Below are 19,736 nucleotides of genomic sequence, written 5' to 3'. Positions count from 1 at the left end.
GTTTATTTCGAGAGCATGCATCTTCCGCCTGATACTCTCGCATTTAATCAGTTAAAGGCTAACCCTTGTAACCCAAAAAGCTTTAAGACTTGTCAGCCTTTGGCTTACGGCTTGCTGTACGCTTTTTCTTAGCTCGCGCCTTAGCCGCACCGGTTTTATTCGACGACTTTTTCTTAGCTGAACTTTCGCTACTGCCATCTGGTCGCTTAGTGGGTTCAACTAAAGGTTTCGCAGAAACGCCTGGCTGATTGCTCTTCACCGCTGAACGCTTCTTACTTTTCGCCTTTTTCATCGCTTCTGCAGCACGCTTCTTGGCTGTTTTACCTTTGCCGCGTGGCTGACGATCGGTGTCTTCTAGATCGAAGTCGATTTGACGAGTTTCTAAATTAACGGCAGAGACTTTCACTTTAACCGAATCACCCAAGCGATAGATATTACCTGAGCTTTCACCGACTAAACGCTGACCAACAGCATCGAATTGGTAGTAATCATTCGCTAGCGCTGAGATATGTACTAAACCATCGATGTGCAGTTCAGTTAGACGCACAAAGAAACCGAAGCCAGTCACGTTGGCAATCACGCCATCCATCACTTCACCGACATGGTCTTGCATGTATTCACACTTCAGCCAGTCGTTTACTTCACGCGTTGCGTCATCAGCACGACGCTCAGTCATTGAACACTGCTCGCCGTAGAAGTCCATATCATCGAACGTGTAGTGGTAACCACCGGTAGGCGTCCAACGTTCGCTGTTACGCCCACCTTCTTTCGCAATAAGGTACTTAATCGCACGGTGCAATAACAAGTCAGGGTAACGACGAATCGGCGAGGTAAAGTGAGCGTAGCGTTTAAGTGCTAAACCAAAGTGACCCGCGTTATCCGCGTTGTATACCGCTTGCTTCATTGAACGCAGCAGCATAGTTTGGATTAACTCACGATCTTCACGCTCGTTAATCTGTTGCATCAGTTGTGCGTAGTCTACTGGAGATGGCGACAGGCCACCTTCCAGTGTTAAACCTAATTCACTTAAGAAGCTCTTGAAGCCCATTAAGCGCTCTTCGCCCGGAGTTTCATGAACACGGTACAGAGCAGGCTCTTTCGCTTTTTCTACGTAAGATGCCGATGCGATGTTCGCAAGAATCATACATTCTTCGATGATCTTGTGTGCATCGTTACGGATTACTGGTTCAATACGGTCGATCTTACGATCCGCATTGAAGATGAATTTCGTTTCGACCGTTTCAAACTCAATCGCACCACGCTCATCACGCGTTTTCTTAAGTACTTTGTACATCTTATGCAGTTCTTCAAGATGCGGTACTTCTGGCTCGTAACGCTCGCGAAGTTCTTCATTGCCATCTAAGATTGCGCCTACTTTGTTGTAAGTAAGACGAGCATGAGAATTCATTACTGCTTCGTAGTGCTTGTAGCCCGACAGTTTACCTTTGTCTGAGATAGTCATCTCACACACCATACATAAACGGTCGACTTGAGGGTTCAGTGAACATAAGCCGTTAGAAAGGACTTCTGGCAGCATTGGCACCACTTGTGACGGGAAGTATACCGAGTTACCACGGTTAATCGCTTCTTTGTCTAGCGCTGTATCAGGGCGAACGTAGTAACTTACGTCAGCAATCGCTACCCATAGGCGCCAACCTCCGCCTTTCTTCGCTTCACAGTAAACGGCATCATCGAAGTCACGTGCATCTTCACCATCAATGGTAACTAATGGCAGTTTACGCAGGTCAACACGCCCTTCTTTTGCTTCCTCAGGAACATGCTCACCAAGGTTTTCGATTTGCTTATCTACCGCTTCAGGCCACTCTTGTGGGATCTGGTGAGTACGAATCGCGATTTGCGTTTCCATACCCGGCGCCATGTTCTCACCAAGAACTTCAGTGACTTTACCCATCATGTTACGAGAACGACCACCGCGATCCGTAATTTCAATCACAACCACATTACCCATTCGAGCACCGCCTTTATGCTCAGTAGGGATCTGAATATCATGACTAATACGTGAATCATCAGCAACCACATAAGAATGGCCGTATTCTAGGAAGAAGCGACCAACCAGTGGCGTTTTGCGCTCTTCAAGAACACGCACTAAACGACCTTCACGACGACCACGCTTACTGTTATCAGTCGGCTGAGCCAACACGTAATCCCCGTGCATGATGGTTTTCATCTGATGATGCGGCAGCACGATATCGTTATCTTTACCTACACTGCCATCTGGGCGAACCCAACCATGACCGTCTTTATGACCGATCACATAGCCTTTAATCAGTTCCATCTTCTCGGGCAATGCATAGCACTGACGACGAGTAAAGATTAGCTGTCCATCACGCTCCATTGCACGTAAACGACGACGCAGCCCTTCATATTGCTCCTCTCCAGCAAGACCCAAAGCTTCGAATAGGTCATTACGGTTCATTGGAATATTCGCTTCTGTTAGGAACGAAATAATGAACTCTCGGCTTGGTACTGGGTTTTCGTAATTTTTCGACTCTCGGTCGGCAAAAGGGTCAACAGTGGTTGTCGCTGTCGTGTTTTCTGGCATTGGTGTGTTTTTTGACATAGGCGGGCCTGCTTAAGCAAGGAATGTATATACCCCTAGTATATCTGATGCTAGAGGTAACCTACAGATATGCTTTGGAAAAGCCTAAAATAACCTCAGATTGATGTCCATTTTCATGCTGTGAAACATTATTTCATAGCCACGTTTATCATCAGAATTTGAAGCAAACGATAAAACAAACGTTTGCGCCATGAATGAAATACACTATTATCCACACACTTTACCAACTCCTGTTCTGAGTATTGATATGAAATTAAAACGCACCCTACTGGCTTCAGCAATGGCAAGCCTCGCTCTATTTCCATTTGCAAGTTCAGCGATGGAAAAAGCCGATCTAATGATTACCGATGCGATGGTTCTCACCATGAATCAAGACAAAACGGTTTATGAAAGCGGCACTGTTGTCGTGAAAGACAATAAGATCATTGCGGTAGGCGATGCTTCATTAGAGAAGCAATACCAAGCTAAGCAGGTACTCGATGTGGATGGTGACATCGTTATGCCAGGTCTCATCAATACTCATACTCACGTATCAATGACGGTTTTCCGCTCACTAGCCGATGATGTGCCCGATCGCCTGCACCGCTACATCTTCCCATTAGAGAAGAAGTTGGTGTCACGCGACATGGTACGTATTGGTGCTAACCTAGGTAACGTCGAAATGGTAAAAGGCGGTGTAACCACTTACGCCGACATGTACTACTTTGAAGATGAAGTAGCGAAAACCGTCGATAAGATCGGTATGCGTGCCATTCTTGGTGAAACCGTGATTAAGTTCCCAGTCGCTGATGCAGCCAACGCCGAAGAGGGCATTAAGTACGCATTAAACTTCATTGAAGAATACAAAGATCACCCGCGTATCACCCCAGCGTTTGCCCCACATGCGCCTTACACAAATACGACTGAGATCCTGCAGAAAATTTCCAAGCTCTCTCTAGAATTAGATGTACCTGTGATGATTCATCTTGCTGAATCGCACCGCGAAGAAGAGAAAATCGCCGAGCGCTCAAAAGGCCTATCCCCAGTTCAATACATGGACAGCATTGGCGCACTCAACAAAAACTTGGTGGGTGCACACATGATCTTGGTTGATGACCATGATATCGAACTGGTGAAAAAGTCAGATATGGGTGTCGCTCATAACATGAGTGCTAACATCAAATCAGCAAAAGGTGTATCACCAGCACTTAAGATGTATGACGAAGACGTGCGTATTGGTCTAGGTACTGATGGTCCAATGTCAGGTAACACACTGAGCACCATTGATGAGTTCAACCAAGTGGCTAAAGTTCACAAACTGGTTAATAAAGATCGTGCTGCAATGCCGCCGATCAAAGTGATCGACATGGCGACAATGGGCGCAGCAAAAGCGCTACACATGGAAGATAAGATCGGTTCTCTTGAGGCGGGTAAGCTAGCCGACATCATAGTAATCGATACTAAGGCTCCGAACATGGTACCTGTCTACAACCCATACTCTGCATTAGTGTACTCAGCTAACTCTGGCAACGTTCGCCACACCATCGTCGATGGCAAGATCATCATGCAAGACCGCGACATGTTAACGGTAGACGAAGATAAGATCCGCCAAGAAGCACTCGACTTCACCAAAATTGTTCGTGAAACGGTGATTGAGTCTGGTGAAGTAGTTCAATAACGACTCCAACTCATTCGCTGCGCTTTCTGTTAACTCTAAAAAGCGGGTAAATCGAGACAACGGTTAAATCAAAAAAGGCCTCATCGGTATATACCTATGAGGCCTTTTTAATGTAGGTCAATCATTAACGAGTGCAGTCATTAATCATCAACGCTCATTCAATAATCGCTCTTACCAGAACACGTCTCGACGTTTTGCTCGTGCAATAATATTGTCTGGCATTCTCTGTTCTAAACCGCTACGAAGCACAGTGATGCGTTTGTGTTGTCTTTGATCAGCCGTTACCGAGTTATACAACCAACGGTAAGCATCTTCATAATCTAACGGGCTACCGTAATCACGCAGCAAGAGTTCCGCTAAGTGAATACTCGCACTTAGGTTCCCCATAGAGGCGGCTTCACGTAAATACGGAATCGCGCGCTCTTTGTCTTGTTGTACCAAAGTACCACGAGAGTAATAACGCCCTAGCTGTTCTAGCGCAGCTGGCAAACCTTGATGTGCCGCGTTTTCCATATAGTAAAGGCCAAGCTCTACATCTTGTGGAACACACACGCCCCACGCCAACATATCGCCGTATAAAAACTCATAAGAAGGCAAACTAATACGCGTTGCACGCGCAACGATGTCTTCCACTAGTTGGCACTTATCCGCTTTCACACGCTCAAGATGTTGATTATTTTCGATTAACTTAATCAGTTCAGCTTCTGTGTATATTGGAACAGGCTCTCCCACTTCAGCCAAATTTGCATGACTCAAGGGTGAGCTCAGCGCCATTATCAATGAAGCTGCCACAATTCGTAGCTTCATACCTGCACTCTATTATCTGTCGCTAAAGTTATCTCTTGGTGGATGCAGACAATCTCTACAAGCCCCAAAATAGGGTGAACTTCACTTTCCATGATATCTGTATCGGCAATAACCCTGACGGCTTTAGACAAAACTTGCCGCTAATGGGCAATATTTTGCCTGATGACGCTTAAAATATCACCATCAAAGAGTGCTTAGCCACATTGCAGGTATTAAAAAGCCGACTTAATAAAGTCGGCTTTTAGAAAACTATTTCATTATCAGAGCACTTTAACTAGCAAAGTACTTTAATTACCACAGTACGATTTGTGCTGTGGTAATCACTCAACGGGCATTATGCGCCGTATGGGTGAACCTTGATGATAGTTTCGTTACGATCTGGGCCAGTTGATACGATATCAATTGGAACACCAGTTAGGTCTTCGATACGCTTGATGTAATCTAGAGCAGCTTGTGGAAGCGCGTCGATAGATTTAGCACCAAATGTGTTTTCAGACCAACCAGGCATTGTTTCGTAGATTGGCGTTGCTTCTTCAAATGACTCAGCAGCCATTGGAGAAACTTCTAGGATAGAACCATCTTTCATCTTGTAACCAGTACAGATTTTTAGCTCTTCTAGGCCATCTAGAACGTCTAGTTTAGTTAGACACATACCAGATAGAGAGTTGATTTGGATTGCACGACGCATAGCAACAGCATCGAACCAACCAGTACGACGTAGACGACCCGTTGTTGCGCCAAACTCGTGACCAACATCGCCTAGGTGTTTACCAACTGGGTCTTGCTTCTCAAGGCCATCGTATAGCTCAGTTGGGAATGGACCTGAACCAACACGAGTACAGTAAGCCTTAGTGATACCAAGGATGTAACCGATATGACGAGGACCGAAACCAGAACCTGCAGCAACACCACCAGCAGTCGTGTTAGAAGACGTTACGTATGGGTAAGTACCGTGGTCGATATCTAGTAGCGTACCTTGAGCACCTTCGAACATGATCTTGTCGCCGCGCTTACGTGCTGCGTCTAGTTCGTCAGTTACGTCGATAACCATCGCAGTTAACATGTCTGCGTAGCTCATCGCTTGCTCAAGAACTTCTTCGTAGCTTACTGTTTCAGCTTTGTAGAAGTGCTCTAGTTGGAAGTTGTGGAATTCCATAACTTCTTTTAGCTTCTCAGCGAATGCTTCTTTATCGAAAAGGTCGCCAACGCGTAGACCGCGACGAGCAACTTTATCTTCGTAAGCAGGACCGATACCACGACCCGTTGTACCGATAGCTTTAGCGCCACGAGCGATTTCACGCGCGTTGTCGATAGCAATGTGGTACGGAAGAATTAGAGGACAAGCTTCAGAGATGAAAAGACGTTCACGTACTGGAATACCGCGATCTTCAAGAGGCTTCATTTCTTTTAGAAGTGCGTCAGGCGATAATACTACACCGTTACCAATAACACATTTAACGTTATTGCGTAGGATACCTGATGGAATTAAGTGAAGAACGGTTTTTTCACCGTCAATTACAAGTGTGTGACCTGCATTGTGACCGCCTTGGTAGCGAACCACGTATTTTGCATCTTCAGTTAAAAGGTCAACGATTTTACCTTTACCTTCATCACCCCATTGGGTGCCTAGAACGACTACGTTATTTCCCATCTTTCCAATTTCTGTTGCTAATTAAAAATGGATTCTAGCACTGAATCACACTTCTTGCAGTCACTTTTTGTTCATAAACGTTAATGCTGTACAAAAATAAACCACCAACAACTGAAGGCGAATGTGTAAAGATACTGATATCATTGCCTTTTTACAGACAAAAGGCAGAAGCATGTCTCAATCAATTTGGCTCGCTATTGGGCTCGTACTTATTGTTGAAGGGCTTGGCCCCTTGATTGCACCCAATGGCTGGAGAAACATGGTTGCGCAACTGAGCGAACAACCAGACACGCAACTGCGCCGCATTGGCGGCTGTCTTGTGGTTGCCGGTGCCGTTATCGCTTTCATGACCTACCGTTAGTTTCTATAAGTACTAATCTGTTTATAAGTACCACTCTGTTAAGCGCCTTCTTTCGCGCCCCAATAGTGAGTCTGCAAGCATGTCTCGTCCTGAAATAAGTCATAGAAAACAAAAAGGCTCCCGCAATGGGAGCCTTTTAAGTTTTAACGTATTTTGCTTATTGAGCTAAGCATTCGCTAACGCATCAGCTTATTTTGCTGGCGCGCCGCTTGCTTGATTCATGTATTGGAAGAAGTCAGTCTTCGGATCCAGTACTAGAATGTCGCTCTTATCGCTAAATGATGTCTCATAAGCTTGCAGTGAACGCATAAAGCCATAGAACTCAGGATCTTTGCTGAACGCATCAGAGTAGATCTTCGCTGCTTCTGCATCAGCATCACCACGAGTGATTCGAGCTGTACGGTCAGCTTCAGCAAGAACTGTTGCCACTTCTAGCTCAGCTTGAGCACGGATAACTTCCGCTTTCTCACGACCCTGTGAACGGTGTCTACGAGCAACCGACTCACGCTCTGCACGCATACGGCGGTAGATAGATTCACTGATTTCGTCAGGAAGGTTAATCTTCTTCATTCGGAAATCAACAACTTCAACACCTAAATCAGCCATCGCACTTTCTGCCGTTCCAGACAAAACGTTTTCCATGATCTTATCGCGTTCGCCATCAACTTCTAGTGCTTCTGCAGCCGCTACCGTTGTGACGACTTCGCTATCAGCAGAGTCTGGCAGGATGTCCTTATTACGAGGGCCTGATACGATCTGCTTAATTTCACGAGAACCAATTTCAGAACGAAGAACATCTGTCACTTTACGCTCAAGAAGTGCTTCTGCCGTCATGATGTTGCCGCCGCCTGTACTCAGATAAAAACGTCCAAAATCAGCAATACGCCATTTTGCGTAGGTATCAATTAGAACGTCTTTTTTCTCTGACGTTACGAAACGGTCAGAACGACCATCCATCGTTTGAATACGAGCATCAAGCACTTTTACGCGATCAAACATAGGCAGTTTAAAGTGCAGGCCTGGTTCATAGATTCGTGATACGCCGTTGTCATCGAGAACTCGACCAAAACGAATTACCATGCCACGTTCGCCTTCTTGAATCACAAATAGTGACATCAATAAAAGGGCAATCGTCACAACTAATACAGGGATCATTAATTTACGCATTATTAGTATCTCCCTTGACGTGAACTGTCTGAACGAGTTTGAGTGCTAGACTTTGGATCCGCTTGAGTTTCTAACTCAATTTGATCGTAAGTTGATGATGCTTTTGCAGGGCGAGTGCCCGACTGAGAACCACTTTGTGCGCCTAGCTTATCAATTGGTAGGTATAGCAAGTTACCACTTGATTCAGAATCAATCAGGACTTTCGATGTGCTTGAGTACACTTTTTCCATTGTATCAAGGTACATACGGTTACGTGTTACTTCAGGAGCTGCTTGGTATTCAGGTAGCAGTTTCTCGAACTGAGCCACTTGACCTAGAGCACCATTAACTGTGCGCTCTGAGTAACCCACCGCTTCTTTCTTCAAACGCTCAGCACGACCTGTTGCTTTTGGAAGAATGTCATTTCGGTAAGCTTCAGCTTCACGCTCGAAACGCTCTTCATCCTCACGAGCCGCGATAGCATCATCAAATGCATCTTTCACTTGCTCAGGTGGACGTGCTGACTGGAAGTTCACATCAACAATCAGAATACCCATGTCGTAGCTATCAATAATACGGTTCAACGTTTCTTGAGTGCTTTGACGAATCTGTTGACGACCACTTGTCAGGATACTATCCATTAGTGAGTCACCAATTACCGCACGAAGCGCAGAATCGGTTGCTTGGCGTAAACTGTCGTCTGCATTCGTTACACGATACAAGTACTTGTATGGGTCAGAAACACGGTATTGAACACCCATTTCAACGGTCACAACGTTTTCATCTTTCGTTAGCATCGTGCCAGCAGCACGTAGAGAACGAATCGCTTGAACGTTTACTAGTTGCTCATCTTTGATTTCATCGATGAAGCGTGGGTGCCAGTTAAGACCAGGCTCTTCGATACGGTCGAACTGACCCAATCGAAGTACTACTGCTCTTTCTGCTTCGCCAACGGTGTAGAAACCAGCGAAGAACCAGATAGCAATCGCAATAACGGCAATGACACCAAAGCCAATTGCACCGCCACCACCAATAGATGGTCCGTTACCGCTACCACCCTTTTTACCAAACTTGCCACCTAACTTTTGACTTAGTTTACTAAACACTTCGTCTAGATCTGGCGGTCCTTGATCTCGGCCGCCGCGATTATTGTTCTTACCCCAAGGGTCGTTATCGCGGCCGTTATTATCGCCGTTGTTGTTATTTCCAGGCTCATTCCACGCCATTAGAAAACTCCATCATTGATATGACGTTATACTGTAGCAGTCTCTTTGGTAACGATAAAGTCACCTAAGAGCGCCCCTTCTCTTTTTTCGAGTTTAGACCAATCTATTTGTTGCATTCTAATATCTATCAACAAGTTACCATTGTCATCATATTCTTCCTGTTGAATACATTTCATCTCAAAGAATAAGCTACGAATACGGCCCTGATGTTGATGTGGAATACACAACCGGAATTGAACCATCTGACTCGCTAAACGCTCAGTTAAAGCTTCAAACAGCAGTTCAATACCTTCTCCTTCCATTGCAGAAACCCAAACAGCGCGTGGTGCGCCCTCTTCGTCTCTTTCAATTCGAGGTTTTTGGTCTTCCATGCAGTCAATCTTATTCATGACTACAAGGGTTGGCACTTCATGAGCATCGATCTCTTCTAATACATCATGAACAGCCTGAATATTCTCACGAAAGCGGTCATCACTGGCATCAACAACATGTAACAAAATGTCAGCTTCCTGCGTCTCTTGTAACGTTGCCTTAAATGCAGCGACCAAATCATGTGGTAGATGGCGGATAAAACCTACGGTATCTGCGAGAATTGCAGGCCCGACATCTGCCAAATCAATCTTACGTAGTGTTGGGTCTAGGGTTGCAAACAGCTGGTCTGCAGCATAAACACCTGCACTTGTGATGCGATTGAAAAGTGTTGATTTCCCTGCGTTGGTATAACCAACCAAAGAAATTGTTGGGATTTCAGCTCGATTACGAGCACGTCGTCCTTGTTCACGCTGCTTAGCGACTTTCGCTAAACGACGCAATATTGCCTTTATACGGTCACGCAGCAAACGTCGATCGGTTTCCAGTTGAGTTTCACCTGGACCACGAAGACCAATACCACCTTTCTGCCTTTCAAGGTGAGTCCAACCTCGAATCAGTCGGGTAGAAATATGACGAAGCTGAGCGAGCTCAACTTGCAGTTTACCTTCGTGAGTTCGTGCACGCTGTGCAAAGATATCTAAGATCAAACCCGTGCGATCAATCACACGACATTTGCACAACTGTTCAAGGTTTCGCTCTTGGGCAGGAGAGAGAGAGTGGTTAAAAATCACAATTTCAGCTCCGGTCAGCTGAACGGCTTGAGCGATTTCTAGGGCTTTACCTTCTCCAACGTAGTATTTAGGGAGTGGGGATTGTCGGCTACCAGTAATAACTTGTAGCGTTTCTACCCCCGCAGAAGAGACCAGCATTTCACACTCGCTTAGATCTTCCCATTCTCCCTCTTGCGTGAAGTTGATATGAACAAGTACGGCTCGCTCGCCAGATTCATAACGGTCAAACAAGCAACCAACTCCTTATTACAGCGCAAGCTGTATCAATTGAACGATTAATCTTCAGTCTTCTCTGGACGATCAGATGGAGCACGTTGCTCGCCGCTGTGGTGACTAACTGCACGAGCAGGAACCACAGTAGAGATCGCATGCTTGTAAACCATTTGGTTTACTGTGTTCTTCAATAAGATCACGAATTGATCGAAAGACTCGATCTGACCTTGCAGCTTAATGCCGTTAACAAGATAGATAGAGACTGGAATGCGCTCACGACGGAGTGCATTTAGGAATGGGTCTTGTAGCGATTGCCCCTTAGCCATTTTATTTTCCTTATTTATATTTTGTTGTAATTATTTAGCTAGTGGTGCACAAAAAGGTGCGGCCTTTGCATCTGAGCTAAACGAATAAAAAAACTCCGTTGTTATTGAAAGGCTGTGATTTTTTAAAAGCCTCAATAACTGATCCTTTCCAGAGTATATTCACGCAAAAGCGATCACATTATACACAGCAATACTAATCAGATGCTATTGCATCTGAAAGAGTTTCTAACGCTTGATCAATGTTTTCGCTATCTAACCAAGTTAAATCATCCCAACTGCGCAACCAGGTGATTTGTCGCTTGGCCAACTGACGAGTTGCACAGACACCACGGAAAACCGCTTCGTCTAAATCACAATTCCCGTCTAAATAATCCCACATCTGTCTATAACCAACGCATCGGATCGAAGGTAGCTCTGGGTGAAGATCTTTTCTGGCATACAACGCCTTCATTTCATCCTCAAACCCCGCTTCTATCATTTTCTCGAAACGCAGCTCAATACGACGATGGAGTTCAGTCCTTTCCTTGGGAGCTATAGCAAATTGTTTCACACGAAATGGCAGGCTATCGCCTTTCGTTTGAGTTAGCTCAGTTAATGTTTTACCCGAAATTCGGTAAACTTCCAATGCCCTTGAAAGCCTTTGTGGATCATTTGGGTGTATTCTTTCAGCGGATACGGGATCTATCTCTCTTAATTGATCATGCAAAGCTTGCCAACCTTGCTCGATAGATTCCGCTTCAATCTGCTTGCGTATCTCTTGATCCGCTGCGGGTAGTGGCGATAAACCTTCCAACAACGCCTTGTAATACAGCATCGTGCCGCCAACCAGTAACGGGATTTTTCCTTCCGCTACAATCTTATTCATTTCGCTGATCGCATCACGACGAAAATCTGCCGCAGAATACGCTTCGCTTGGATCCAGAATATCAATCAAGCGATGAGGCGCGAGCGCGAGCTCTTCCGCATCGGGTTTAGCGGTGCCAATATCCATGTCTTTATAGATCAATGCAGAATCAACACTGATGATCTCTACTGGGTATTTCTGACGTAAGCGGATAGCTAAATCTGTTTTTCCTGATGCCGTTGGGCCCATTAAAAACAACGCTAAAGGTAATTTTTCAGTCATGATATTTTGTATTTGTTTCTCTGTTAGAGCGCTTTATAAAAAGGCTTCATGTCGCGATGTGCCCTGTAACTAAGGTCAATGCCATCACAACACATTAAATCGTAAACAGCCGAAGCCGAAATAAGCTTAATTTATCTAAAACTCAGCGGTGAAAATTCACCTACAAACTAAGCCATAAAAGCCGCAATAGTCGCCGAAAAGTCGATAGGATTAACAAACTCTGGATCATCTAATGGAAGTAGACCATGCCAAAGCTGCTCAAGTTCCCCAACTAGTTGAACCGCTTCAGATAAAGTGTAGTCGCTTTTTACTTGTGCCGTTTGAATCCCGACCCAGTTAACCAATGATGGCAACAGGTCGTTCAAAACATTACCCGCGTTATTATCTAAAATCTGAGTATTTATTGAAGCCGCGTACGATAACAGATCTGGGATCAAAATTTGTAAGTTTTGCTGTCTCAGAGGAGAAGGAACTCCCATCACCATCACAGCTTCACTGTTTCGTGCTTTAAGCTCAATACCAAGCAGCGCCAATGTTTGGCTCAGCGCTTTCGCGACTTCAACCAATTCACTACCAAGCTTGATCGACAAAGGCACCAGTAATGGTTGGCTTTTTAATGGCCCGTTACGAGTATCGAGTTGACCCACAACACGCAATAATTCGGCTTTTGCTAAGGAAACCAGAACACAACCATTCTTATTGCCCATGACCAGATACTGCCCCTCAACAATTGAAACCGCTTTGCCCAAATCAGTGACGGGTGCTCGCGGCTTCGAGTTAACGGGATTCTGTTGAACAGGCTTAGCTTCTTTATTTTCTATATTTTCTATATTTTCTCTGGTTTCGGCTGGTGCGACATGCTCTTGAGGAGGTGATGGAGCTACAACTTGATCATCAAAATCTGGCGTTTTCAGAAGCTCTTTGTAGGCTTTCACTTCACGCTTAGAGGGCGCCGGTTCAGCATGATGTTGGTGCGGTTCTTTTTCTTTCTTCGGCGCAGGTCGAGACTCAATCCACTCTTGTCGAGGAGAGCCCGTAAAACTGATTTCGCTAGATGACGAGCCTGTGTTAGATGATGAGCCTGTATTAGACGATGAGCCTATATTAGACGATGAGCTATAGCGTTGGCTCACATCATTAACGCTGTGTTGGGGTTTATCATAAACCTGCTCAGATTCAGCTTTTCTTGGATAGGCTGGCGTTTGCTCGATGGCATGTCGCACCCTTTCTGAAACCAAATCTGGCTCTGAGTTGGAAGGCACCGTGTCTTCTTGATCAGAAAAACGCGTCGCATCGCCAGAAGCATCTTGCTGATAATGATCAGTATCTGACTGATGGAACGCAGATTGATTGAGCGGAGCTGCATCAATCTGCTTGCTTTGTGCCAGGCCATCACTCAAGGCTTGATAAATAAAATCATGTACTAATCGTGCTTGATGGAAGCGCACTTCATGTTTAGCTGGGTGAACATTCACATCCACTTGATGCGGGTCTAATTCAATGAATAGCACATACGTTGCGAATTGATCTGGGCGTAGGCTGGTTTCATAGCTCTGACGAATCGCATGATTGATCAGTTTGTCGCGCATCATACGACCGTTCACATAGCAGTATTGCAGATCGCTTTGCTGCCTTGCGCCTTCAGGCGTGGTGATCCAGCCATGAAGTTTTAGACCTTGATGTTCTAGCTCAATCTTAAGCATATGACGAACAAAAGGATTCCCGCACACCGCAGCGATGCGCTTTTCTGCTTGAACTTGTGTTTTTGCAGCGCGGTACTGACGAATCATTTTACCGTTGTGACGAAGGTTGATCGTCACATCAAAGCGACTTAATGCAATACGCTTGAGCAACTCATCAATATGGGTGAATTCGGTTTTCTCTGTGCGTAAGAATTTGCGGCGAGCAGGAGTGTTGAAGAACAAGTCCAACACCTCAACAGAGGTACCAATCGGATGCGCTGCAGGCTGCAGTTTCACCTGCATATCACGGCCTTCACTGTGTGCTGCCCAAGCTTGATCTTGAGTGGCAGGGCGCGAAGTCATGGTTAAACGTGCAACCGAGCTAATACTCGCTAACGCTTCACCACGGAAACCAAGGCTGACGATCGCCTCGAGGTCATCAAGGGTATGAATCTTAGAGGTCGCATGGCGGCTCAATGCCAACGCAAGTTCATCTTTAACGATGCCCTTACCGTTGTCACGCACGCGGATCATCTTGGCGCCACCTTTCTCGATATCAATATCGATACGTGTGGCACCTGAATCCAAACTGTTTTCAACCAACTCCTTCACAACAGAAGCGGGTCTTTCTACCACTTCACCGGCTGCAATTTGGTTCGCTAACCGAGCTGGCAGTATTTTGATCGTCATATTTATAGCTACCTTACTGCCATTGATGGAAACATGTCTGCGTTAAAAAGATTACTTATGCGGAATAATCAACACCTGCCCCACCGCTAGGCTGTCAGAACGTAGGTTATTCGCTTTACGGATAGCATCAACACTCACACCGTACTTAGAGGCTATCTTACCTAGGTAATCACCTCTTGCGACTTTGTGTTTACGCAGAGGTATGTCTTTTACTTCTACCGTAATACGTAGCTTCTGACCCACTCTCAATGTTTCAGATTTTAAACGGTTCTCACGCTTAATGTCCGCTACCAATACTTTATAACGGCTGGCGATCTTGCCTAGGTACTCTCCAGACTTAACCGTGTGAGTAATAGTCTTAGTTTTGACTGCACTGCTTGATGATGAACCTTGAGCGCTGCTTGGTATCTTAAGTACTTGACCAATCGCTAGGCTACTCGACTTCAGATTATTGAGTTTCATCAAGGCTTGCGTCGAGGTGCCATATTTACTCGCAATCACAGATAAAGACTCGCCACGCGATACTTTATGTTGGCTTACGCTGCCTGTTGAAGATGTCGCATTCGATAAGATAATCCCTTCTGGCGGGTTAGCTTTCAAATACTTAACAACGGCTTTAGTCACAGCACGAGCCAGCTTGTCTTGGTGCGAACGTTGGAAAAGAAGCTTCTCTTCCGTCGGGTTTGAAATAAAGCCTGTCTCGACCAACACTGATGGAATTTGTGGTGAGCGTAATACCGCTAAGCTGGTGTTTATTGGCTTACTGTTATGCAGCTTCGCCACTTTACCCATTTCAGATAGAATCGCCGTTGCCAGTTTATAGCCCTCTTTTTGAGAGTGACTAAACTGCAGATCAAGCAGGGTTTGGTTTACGTTCTTATCATCAATATTGCCAGTGAACGCAGCACCACTGCCACCGAGCAACTCTGACTGTTTCTCTTTATTCTCAATCCAACGCGAAATCTCAGTATTGGCACGTCGAGTGTTCAACACAAACACCGAACCACCTCTTGGTTGTGGCGTCGTAAACGCATCTGCGTGGATAGAGATCAACAAGTGAGCTTCATTCTCACGAGCAATAGCAACACGTCGATTCAGGTTTACAAAGTAGTCAGCATTACGTGTCAAACGAGTCTTAATACCCGGAACGGCATTCAACTGGGCGGCGAGCTTTTTCGAAATGCTGAGAGTCGCATTCTTTTCATATTTACGAGATGGACCGATTGAACCAGGGTCTTCGCCACCGTGTCCAGGATCAATCACGATCAGAATGTCTTTCTGACGCTTCACCTGATTAATGTCTTTGCTTACCGTTGGCTTACTCGGCGTCGACGTTGTTGTCCCTTTGCTTGCCGCACCATGAGGTAAATCGATCACCAAGCGGTGTCCATACTGACCACCCGGAGTCGGGCTCAGTTTAAACAACTCTGCTTTAGACAACTTCTTTAACTCAAAAACTAGGCGATAAGTACTCTTGTCTGGCGGTGAGCTCTTACGAATCTTAGATAGAACAGGGCTATCTTTCACCACGACCGGTAACTTGGTTGCAAGGTTGGTGTTTTTTAAGTCGACAACCAAGCGGCTCGGGCTACTCAGTGTGAAATAGCTAAAGTCCGCTTCTGACTTTAAATCAATAACCACACGAGTTTCTTCTGGAGAAGGCCAAACCCTCAAACTTTTCAAGGAGTTTGCTGAAACAAGCGAAGAAAACAGTAAAGAGAAAACAGCAGCCATCATGGCCGCTGTTGAAAAAAGGCGTTTAGAAATCAACATAACTCCAACTGACTAAGTAAGCGCTGTCCGTATTCACTATTAGCGGTTAAAGAAACAATACGGTGATCGTCTTGGTAACGAATATCAATGTCCAAATCCGCTTCTGGTAGCATCCCATAGCCTTTCTCAGGCCATTCAACCAAACAGATAGCATCTGGCGTGAAGTAATCACGAATCCCCATGAACTCTAATTCTTCAGGATCGGCTAAGCGATAAAGATCGAAGTGATATACCTGCCAGTCGGCAAGTTGATAAGGTTCAACTAGAGTATACGTAGGGCTCTTTACATTTCCTTGATGGCCAAGCGCTTTTACAAAGCCACGACTAAAGGTCGTTTTGCCTGCGCCAAGATCACCATGCAGATAAATAGTCGTCTGCTGTGAGCAAAGATTAGAAAGCTCCGTTCCTAGTTGAATCGTTGCTTGTTCATCTTTCAAAGTAAATTGTTTCGTGCTCATGAATACGTTCTCTAAAAATCGATCGTTGACTATATAAAAATCAAAAGAACAAGAATAGTAAACCGTGATGCTTTTGGGAGACAAGCACTCAAGTGTAAGTTCTATGAAAAATACTGATCAAAACGCGTCTGTTCTGGTCAACACCACTCAGATCCGTTAAGATCCGCCCCCATTTTTGCCGAACCTAATTTTAATTAGCCTTATCTCTAATTGTAAAACAGAGAAAATAAGAATTAAGCCATGAATCTAGACCATCTTGCTGAAAAAATTAAAATCTGGGGAAAAGAGTTAGGCTTTCAAAAAGTTGGCATCTGCGATGTTGATTTAAGTGAACACGAAGCCCCTCTTCAAGCATGGCTAGATGCTGGTAATCACGGCGAAATGGATTGGATGGCTCGACATGGAATGATGCGAGCTCGCCCTAATGAGCTTCATCCTGGCACCATTCGAGTGATCAGCGCCCGAATGAACTACCTACCACCGGAAGCGCAGTTTGCCTCTAACCTAAGCGATACCACTCAAGGTTATATCAGCCGTTATTCTTTAGGCCGCGATTATCATAAATTGTTCCGTAACCAATTGAAAAAGCTAGGACAAAGAATCGAGAAGGAAGTCGAAGGTTTAGACTCACGTCCTTTCGTCGATTCAGCGCCTATTTTGGAAAGACCGCTCGCTCAAAAAGCGGGGTTGGGTTGGACAGGTAAACACTCGTTAATTCTCGATAAAGACGCGGGCTCTTGGTTTTTTCTAGGGGAGTTATTAGTTAACATCCCGCTTCCTGTTGATGAACCTAGTGTCGATGAGTGCGGCAAATGCACCGCATGTATCACCTCTTGTCCAACGGGTGCCATTATTGCTGATGGTGTCGTGGATGCTCGAAAATGTATTTCGTACTTAACCATTGAATACGATGGTGTGATCCCGGAAGAATTTAGAGACGCAATTGGTAATCGTATTTACGGTTGCGACGACTGCCAGTTAGTTTGCCCATGGAACCGTCATGCTGAACTCACAGAGCAAACAGACTTTCACCGCCGAGAAGATTTCCAAGAAGCCGATCTGGTTTTGCTTTCAAGTTGGGACGAAGCAACCTTCTTGAAGAAAATGGAAGGCTCTGCAATAAGACGCATCGGCCACACCCAGTGGTTACGCAATATCTTTGTTGCTATGGGCAATGCACCATTCCAGCAACGCATTGTTGAAACACTGGAATCTCATCAAGGGAAAAACGATATGTTGGATGTGCATATTGAGTGGGCTTTGAATAAACAACTACAGCAGTTGCCTAACGTTAGCAGTGTGCAAGAAGATAGCTCTACGCAGAAAAATAACTGTATGCAAAAAAATAGCAGCAAAATACTCACCAAAAAGCACAGGCTGATACGCATTGTTGAAAAAGGACTACCAAGAGACGCCTAGCTCTTTACGTACCTACCTAGTTCTTTATATACCTACCCAGTTCTTTATATACCAATGTTTAACTGGCTAGTTCATACCAACCATCCAATATTTAAGACAACTCGTTGCACATAATTTTAGAACAATGTTTGACCTTGTTCTCAATTTTAACAATGTGGAAAAAATTCAGATTTCTCGTAAACTTCCGACACCCTCACAAAGTTAAACACAGTACCGATAAATGATTAAGATCAAAAAACAACAAGTTAACGATCTTTTACCAAATTAAACACAAGCACTCAACTTGATAAAAAACAACAAGTTACGATCGCTACGATTCCGCTAATATATTGAAAACAAGAAAGATCTTTTAGAGGTATGTGGAGAATTAAGCCTGAAACAACTTTATCAACCAAGTTATCCACACCTAACATTTTGTGGATAAGTCTGTTTATAGATATGAAAAACCTCAAGCATCTGCTTCAGAGACCTGATGTTTACTAGCATTCCAGTTGCTAAGAAATATTTAAGACAAAAAAATATCCACCATGATGGAGGATTATTTGCTTTTTGGGGGAATTATGCTTCGCAGCATTAAAGAAAGAGCGTGACCCTTAGGTCGTCTTTAAACTCTGTGATCTAAAGAAAAACACGGTGGCTTAAAGGGTCTTAATAGCTTTTAGAAGAAAGCTGGAGCGATACATCGGGTTCGAACCGATGACCTCAACCTTGGCAAGGTTGCGCTCTACCAACTGAGCTAGTATCGCATTCGTTAATCGCTGCTTTTACTGCCTTGGGCAACTCTTACCGCCTTGAGCAACAGATAGCGCTTAACTGTAATGTGGTTGCGGGAGCCGGATTTGAACCGACGACCTTCGGGTTATGAGCCCGACGAGCTACCAAACTGCTCCATCCCGCGTCCGGATGTTTCTCTTTTCGCATCATTATCGTTTAAGACAATGAGACTAAACCATTTTCATCTTCAGCATAAAGCGTGAGAGAGAATTTGGAGCGATACATCGGGTTCGAACCGATGACCTCAACCTTGGCAAGGTTGCGCTCTACCAACTGAGCTAGTATCGCATAAGCTAACCGTTCATCTTTTCTGCTACAAAGCATCAAATCAACGTTCAACTGTAATGTGGTTGCGGGAGCCGGATTTGAACCGACGACCTTCGGGTTATGAGCCCGACGAGCTACCAAACTGCTCCATCCCGCGTCCGGATGTTTCTCTTTTCGCATCATGATCGTTTAAGACAATGAGACGAAACCATTTCATTCTGAGTACTTTCTCTAGGAGATGACTTCTAAGAACTGAATGTGGAGCGATACATCGGGTTCGAACCGATGACCTCAACCTTGGCAAGGTTGCGCTCTACCAACTGAGCTAGTATCGCATTAGTTAATCGCTGCTCTTACTGCCTTGGGCAACAGATAGCGCTTAACTGTAATGTGGTTGCGGGAGCCGGATTTGAACCGACGACCTTCGGGTTATGAGCCCGACGAGCTACCAAACTGCTCCATCCCGCGTCCGGATG

Annotated in this window: 14 protein-coding genes and 6 tRNA genes; 3 read left to right on the top strand and 17 right to left on the bottom strand. The window is 45.0% G+C overall.

From position 1 onward, the window contains the following. Positions 1-82: 82 nt before the first annotated feature. A complete protein-coding gene (gene rnr / locus IQO02_RS09760; protein WP_102282699.1) occupies positions 83-2,581 on the bottom strand; it encodes a ribonuclease R in 2,499 nt (832 codons plus the stop codon). Positions 2,582-2,828: 247 nt separating this feature from the next. On the opposite strand from rnr, the gene IQO02_RS09755 reads away from it, so the two are divergent. Then, positions 2,829-4,238, top strand: a complete 1,410-nt coding sequence (locus IQO02_RS09755) for an amidohydrolase (protein WP_016799330.1) — start codon at positions 2,829-2,831, stop codon at positions 4,236-4,238. Positions 4,239-4,409: 171 nt separating this feature from the next. On the opposite strand, the gene motX is transcribed toward IQO02_RS09755, so the two are convergent. Together motX and IQO02_RS09745 are read right to left on the bottom strand one after the other, a co-directional pair. Continuing rightward, on the bottom strand, positions 4,410-5,045 hold the full coding sequence (motX, locus tag IQO02_RS09750) for a flagellar protein MotX (RefSeq protein ID WP_010434109.1): 636 nt from the start codon (positions 5,043-5,045) through the stop codon (positions 4,410-4,412). A 334-nt stretch (positions 5,046-5,379) separates the two neighbouring features. Then, a complete protein-coding gene (locus IQO02_RS09745) occupies positions 5,380-6,696 on the bottom strand; it encodes an adenylosuccinate synthase (RefSeq protein WP_010434108.1) in 1,317 nt (438 codons plus the stop codon). Between the two features lie 172 nt (positions 6,697-6,868). On the opposite strand from IQO02_RS09745, the gene IQO02_RS09740 reads away from it, so the two are divergent. Next, on the top strand, positions 6,869-7,057 hold the full coding sequence (locus IQO02_RS09740) for a DUF2065 domain-containing protein (protein WP_010434105.1): 189 nt from the start codon (positions 6,869-6,871) through the stop codon (positions 7,055-7,057). 189 nt (positions 7,058-7,246) lie between these two features. On the opposite strand, the gene hflC is transcribed toward IQO02_RS09740, so the two are convergent. The 8 genes from hflC to tsaE all read right to left on the bottom strand — a co-directional run bounded on the left by hflC (position 7,247) and on the right by tsaE (position 16,800). Then, positions 7,247-8,224, bottom strand: a complete 978-nt coding sequence (hflC, locus tag IQO02_RS09735; protein ID WP_010434102.1) for a protease modulator HflC — start codon at positions 8,222-8,224, stop codon at positions 7,247-7,249. A 2-nt stretch (positions 8,225-8,226) separates the two neighbouring features. Then, positions 8,227-9,429: an FtsH protease activity modulator HflK gene (gene hflK / locus IQO02_RS09730; RefSeq protein WP_010434100.1), complete on the bottom strand. Its 1,203-nt coding sequence runs from the start codon at positions 9,427-9,429 to the stop codon at positions 8,227-8,229. Positions 9,430-9,455: 26 nt separating this feature from the next. Then, positions 9,456-10,763, bottom strand: coding sequence for a ribosome rescue GTPase HflX (gene hflX, locus IQO02_RS09725; protein WP_016787897.1), 1,308 nt, complete (start codon positions 10,761-10,763; stop codon positions 9,456-9,458). Positions 10,764-10,807: 44 nt separating this feature from the next. Next, the gene (gene hfq / locus IQO02_RS09720) at positions 10,808-11,071 is read right to left on the bottom strand and encodes an RNA chaperone Hfq (RefSeq protein WP_010434097.1); all 264 of its coding nucleotides are present in this window, start codon (positions 11,069-11,071) and stop codon (positions 10,808-10,810) included. 193 nt (positions 11,072-11,264) lie between these two features. Beyond that, entirely contained in the window at positions 11,265-12,197 is a 933-nt protein-coding gene (gene miaA / locus IQO02_RS09715) for a tRNA (adenosine(37)-N6)-dimethylallyltransferase MiaA (protein WP_010434095.1), read from the bottom strand. A gap of 167 nt (positions 12,198-12,364) precedes the next feature. Further along, on the bottom strand, positions 12,365-14,569 hold the full coding sequence (gene mutL / locus IQO02_RS09710) for a DNA mismatch repair endonuclease MutL (protein ID WP_102282698.1): 2,205 nt from the start codon (positions 14,567-14,569) through the stop codon (positions 12,365-12,367). A 51-nt stretch (positions 14,570-14,620) separates the two neighbouring features. After that, entirely contained in the window at positions 14,621-16,342 is a 1,722-nt protein-coding gene (locus IQO02_RS09705) for a LysM peptidoglycan-binding domain-containing protein (RefSeq protein ID WP_102282697.1), read from the bottom strand. Continuing rightward, the gene (tsaE, locus tag IQO02_RS09700) at positions 16,336-16,800 is read right to left on the bottom strand and encodes a tRNA (adenosine(37)-N6)-threonylcarbamoyltransferase complex ATPase subunit type 1 TsaE (RefSeq protein ID WP_004735870.1); all 465 of its coding nucleotides are present in this window, start codon (positions 16,798-16,800) and stop codon (positions 16,336-16,338) included. Before tsaE ends, IQO02_RS09705 begins: the two co-directional genes overlap by 7 nt. Positions 16,801-17,040: 240 nt before the next feature. On the opposite strand from tsaE, the gene queG reads away from it, so the two are divergent. Continuing rightward, positions 17,041-18,219 carry a tRNA epoxyqueuosine(34) reductase QueG gene (gene queG / locus IQO02_RS09695; protein WP_010434088.1) on the top strand — a complete coding sequence of 393 codons (1,179 nt, stop codon included), beginning with the start codon at positions 17,041-17,043 and terminating at the stop codon, positions 18,217-18,219. A gap of 670 nt (positions 18,220-18,889) precedes the next feature. Here queG and IQO02_RS09690 read toward each other — a convergent pair. From IQO02_RS09690 to IQO02_RS09665, 6 genes are all read right to left on the bottom strand, one after another. Continuing rightward, a tRNA-Gly gene (locus IQO02_RS09690) sits at positions 18,890-18,965 on the bottom strand. Positions 18,966-19,040: 75 nt separating this feature from the next. Further along, a tRNA-Met gene (locus tag IQO02_RS09685) sits at positions 19,041-19,117 on the bottom strand. An 88-nt stretch (positions 19,118-19,205) separates the two neighbouring features. Further along, a tRNA-Gly gene (locus IQO02_RS09680) sits at positions 19,206-19,281 on the bottom strand. A 59-nt stretch (positions 19,282-19,340) separates the two neighbouring features. Beyond that, a tRNA-Met gene (locus IQO02_RS09675) sits at positions 19,341-19,417 on the bottom strand. Positions 19,418-19,519: 102 nt separating this feature from the next. Then, positions 19,520-19,595, bottom strand: a tRNA-Gly gene (locus IQO02_RS09670). Positions 19,596-19,651: 56 nt separating this feature from the next. Continuing rightward, positions 19,652-19,728 (bottom strand) — tRNA-Met (locus IQO02_RS09665). Between the last annotated feature and the right edge of the window lie 8 nt (positions 19,729-19,736).

Source organism: Vibrio sp. OPT24 (assembly GCF_015163545.1).
GTDB lineage: Bacteria > Pseudomonadota > Gammaproteobacteria > Enterobacterales > Vibrionaceae > Vibrio > Vibrio cyclitrophicus.
Note: the sequence above shows the minus strand (reverse complement) of the source record. Positions and strands in the feature narration are given on the sequence as shown.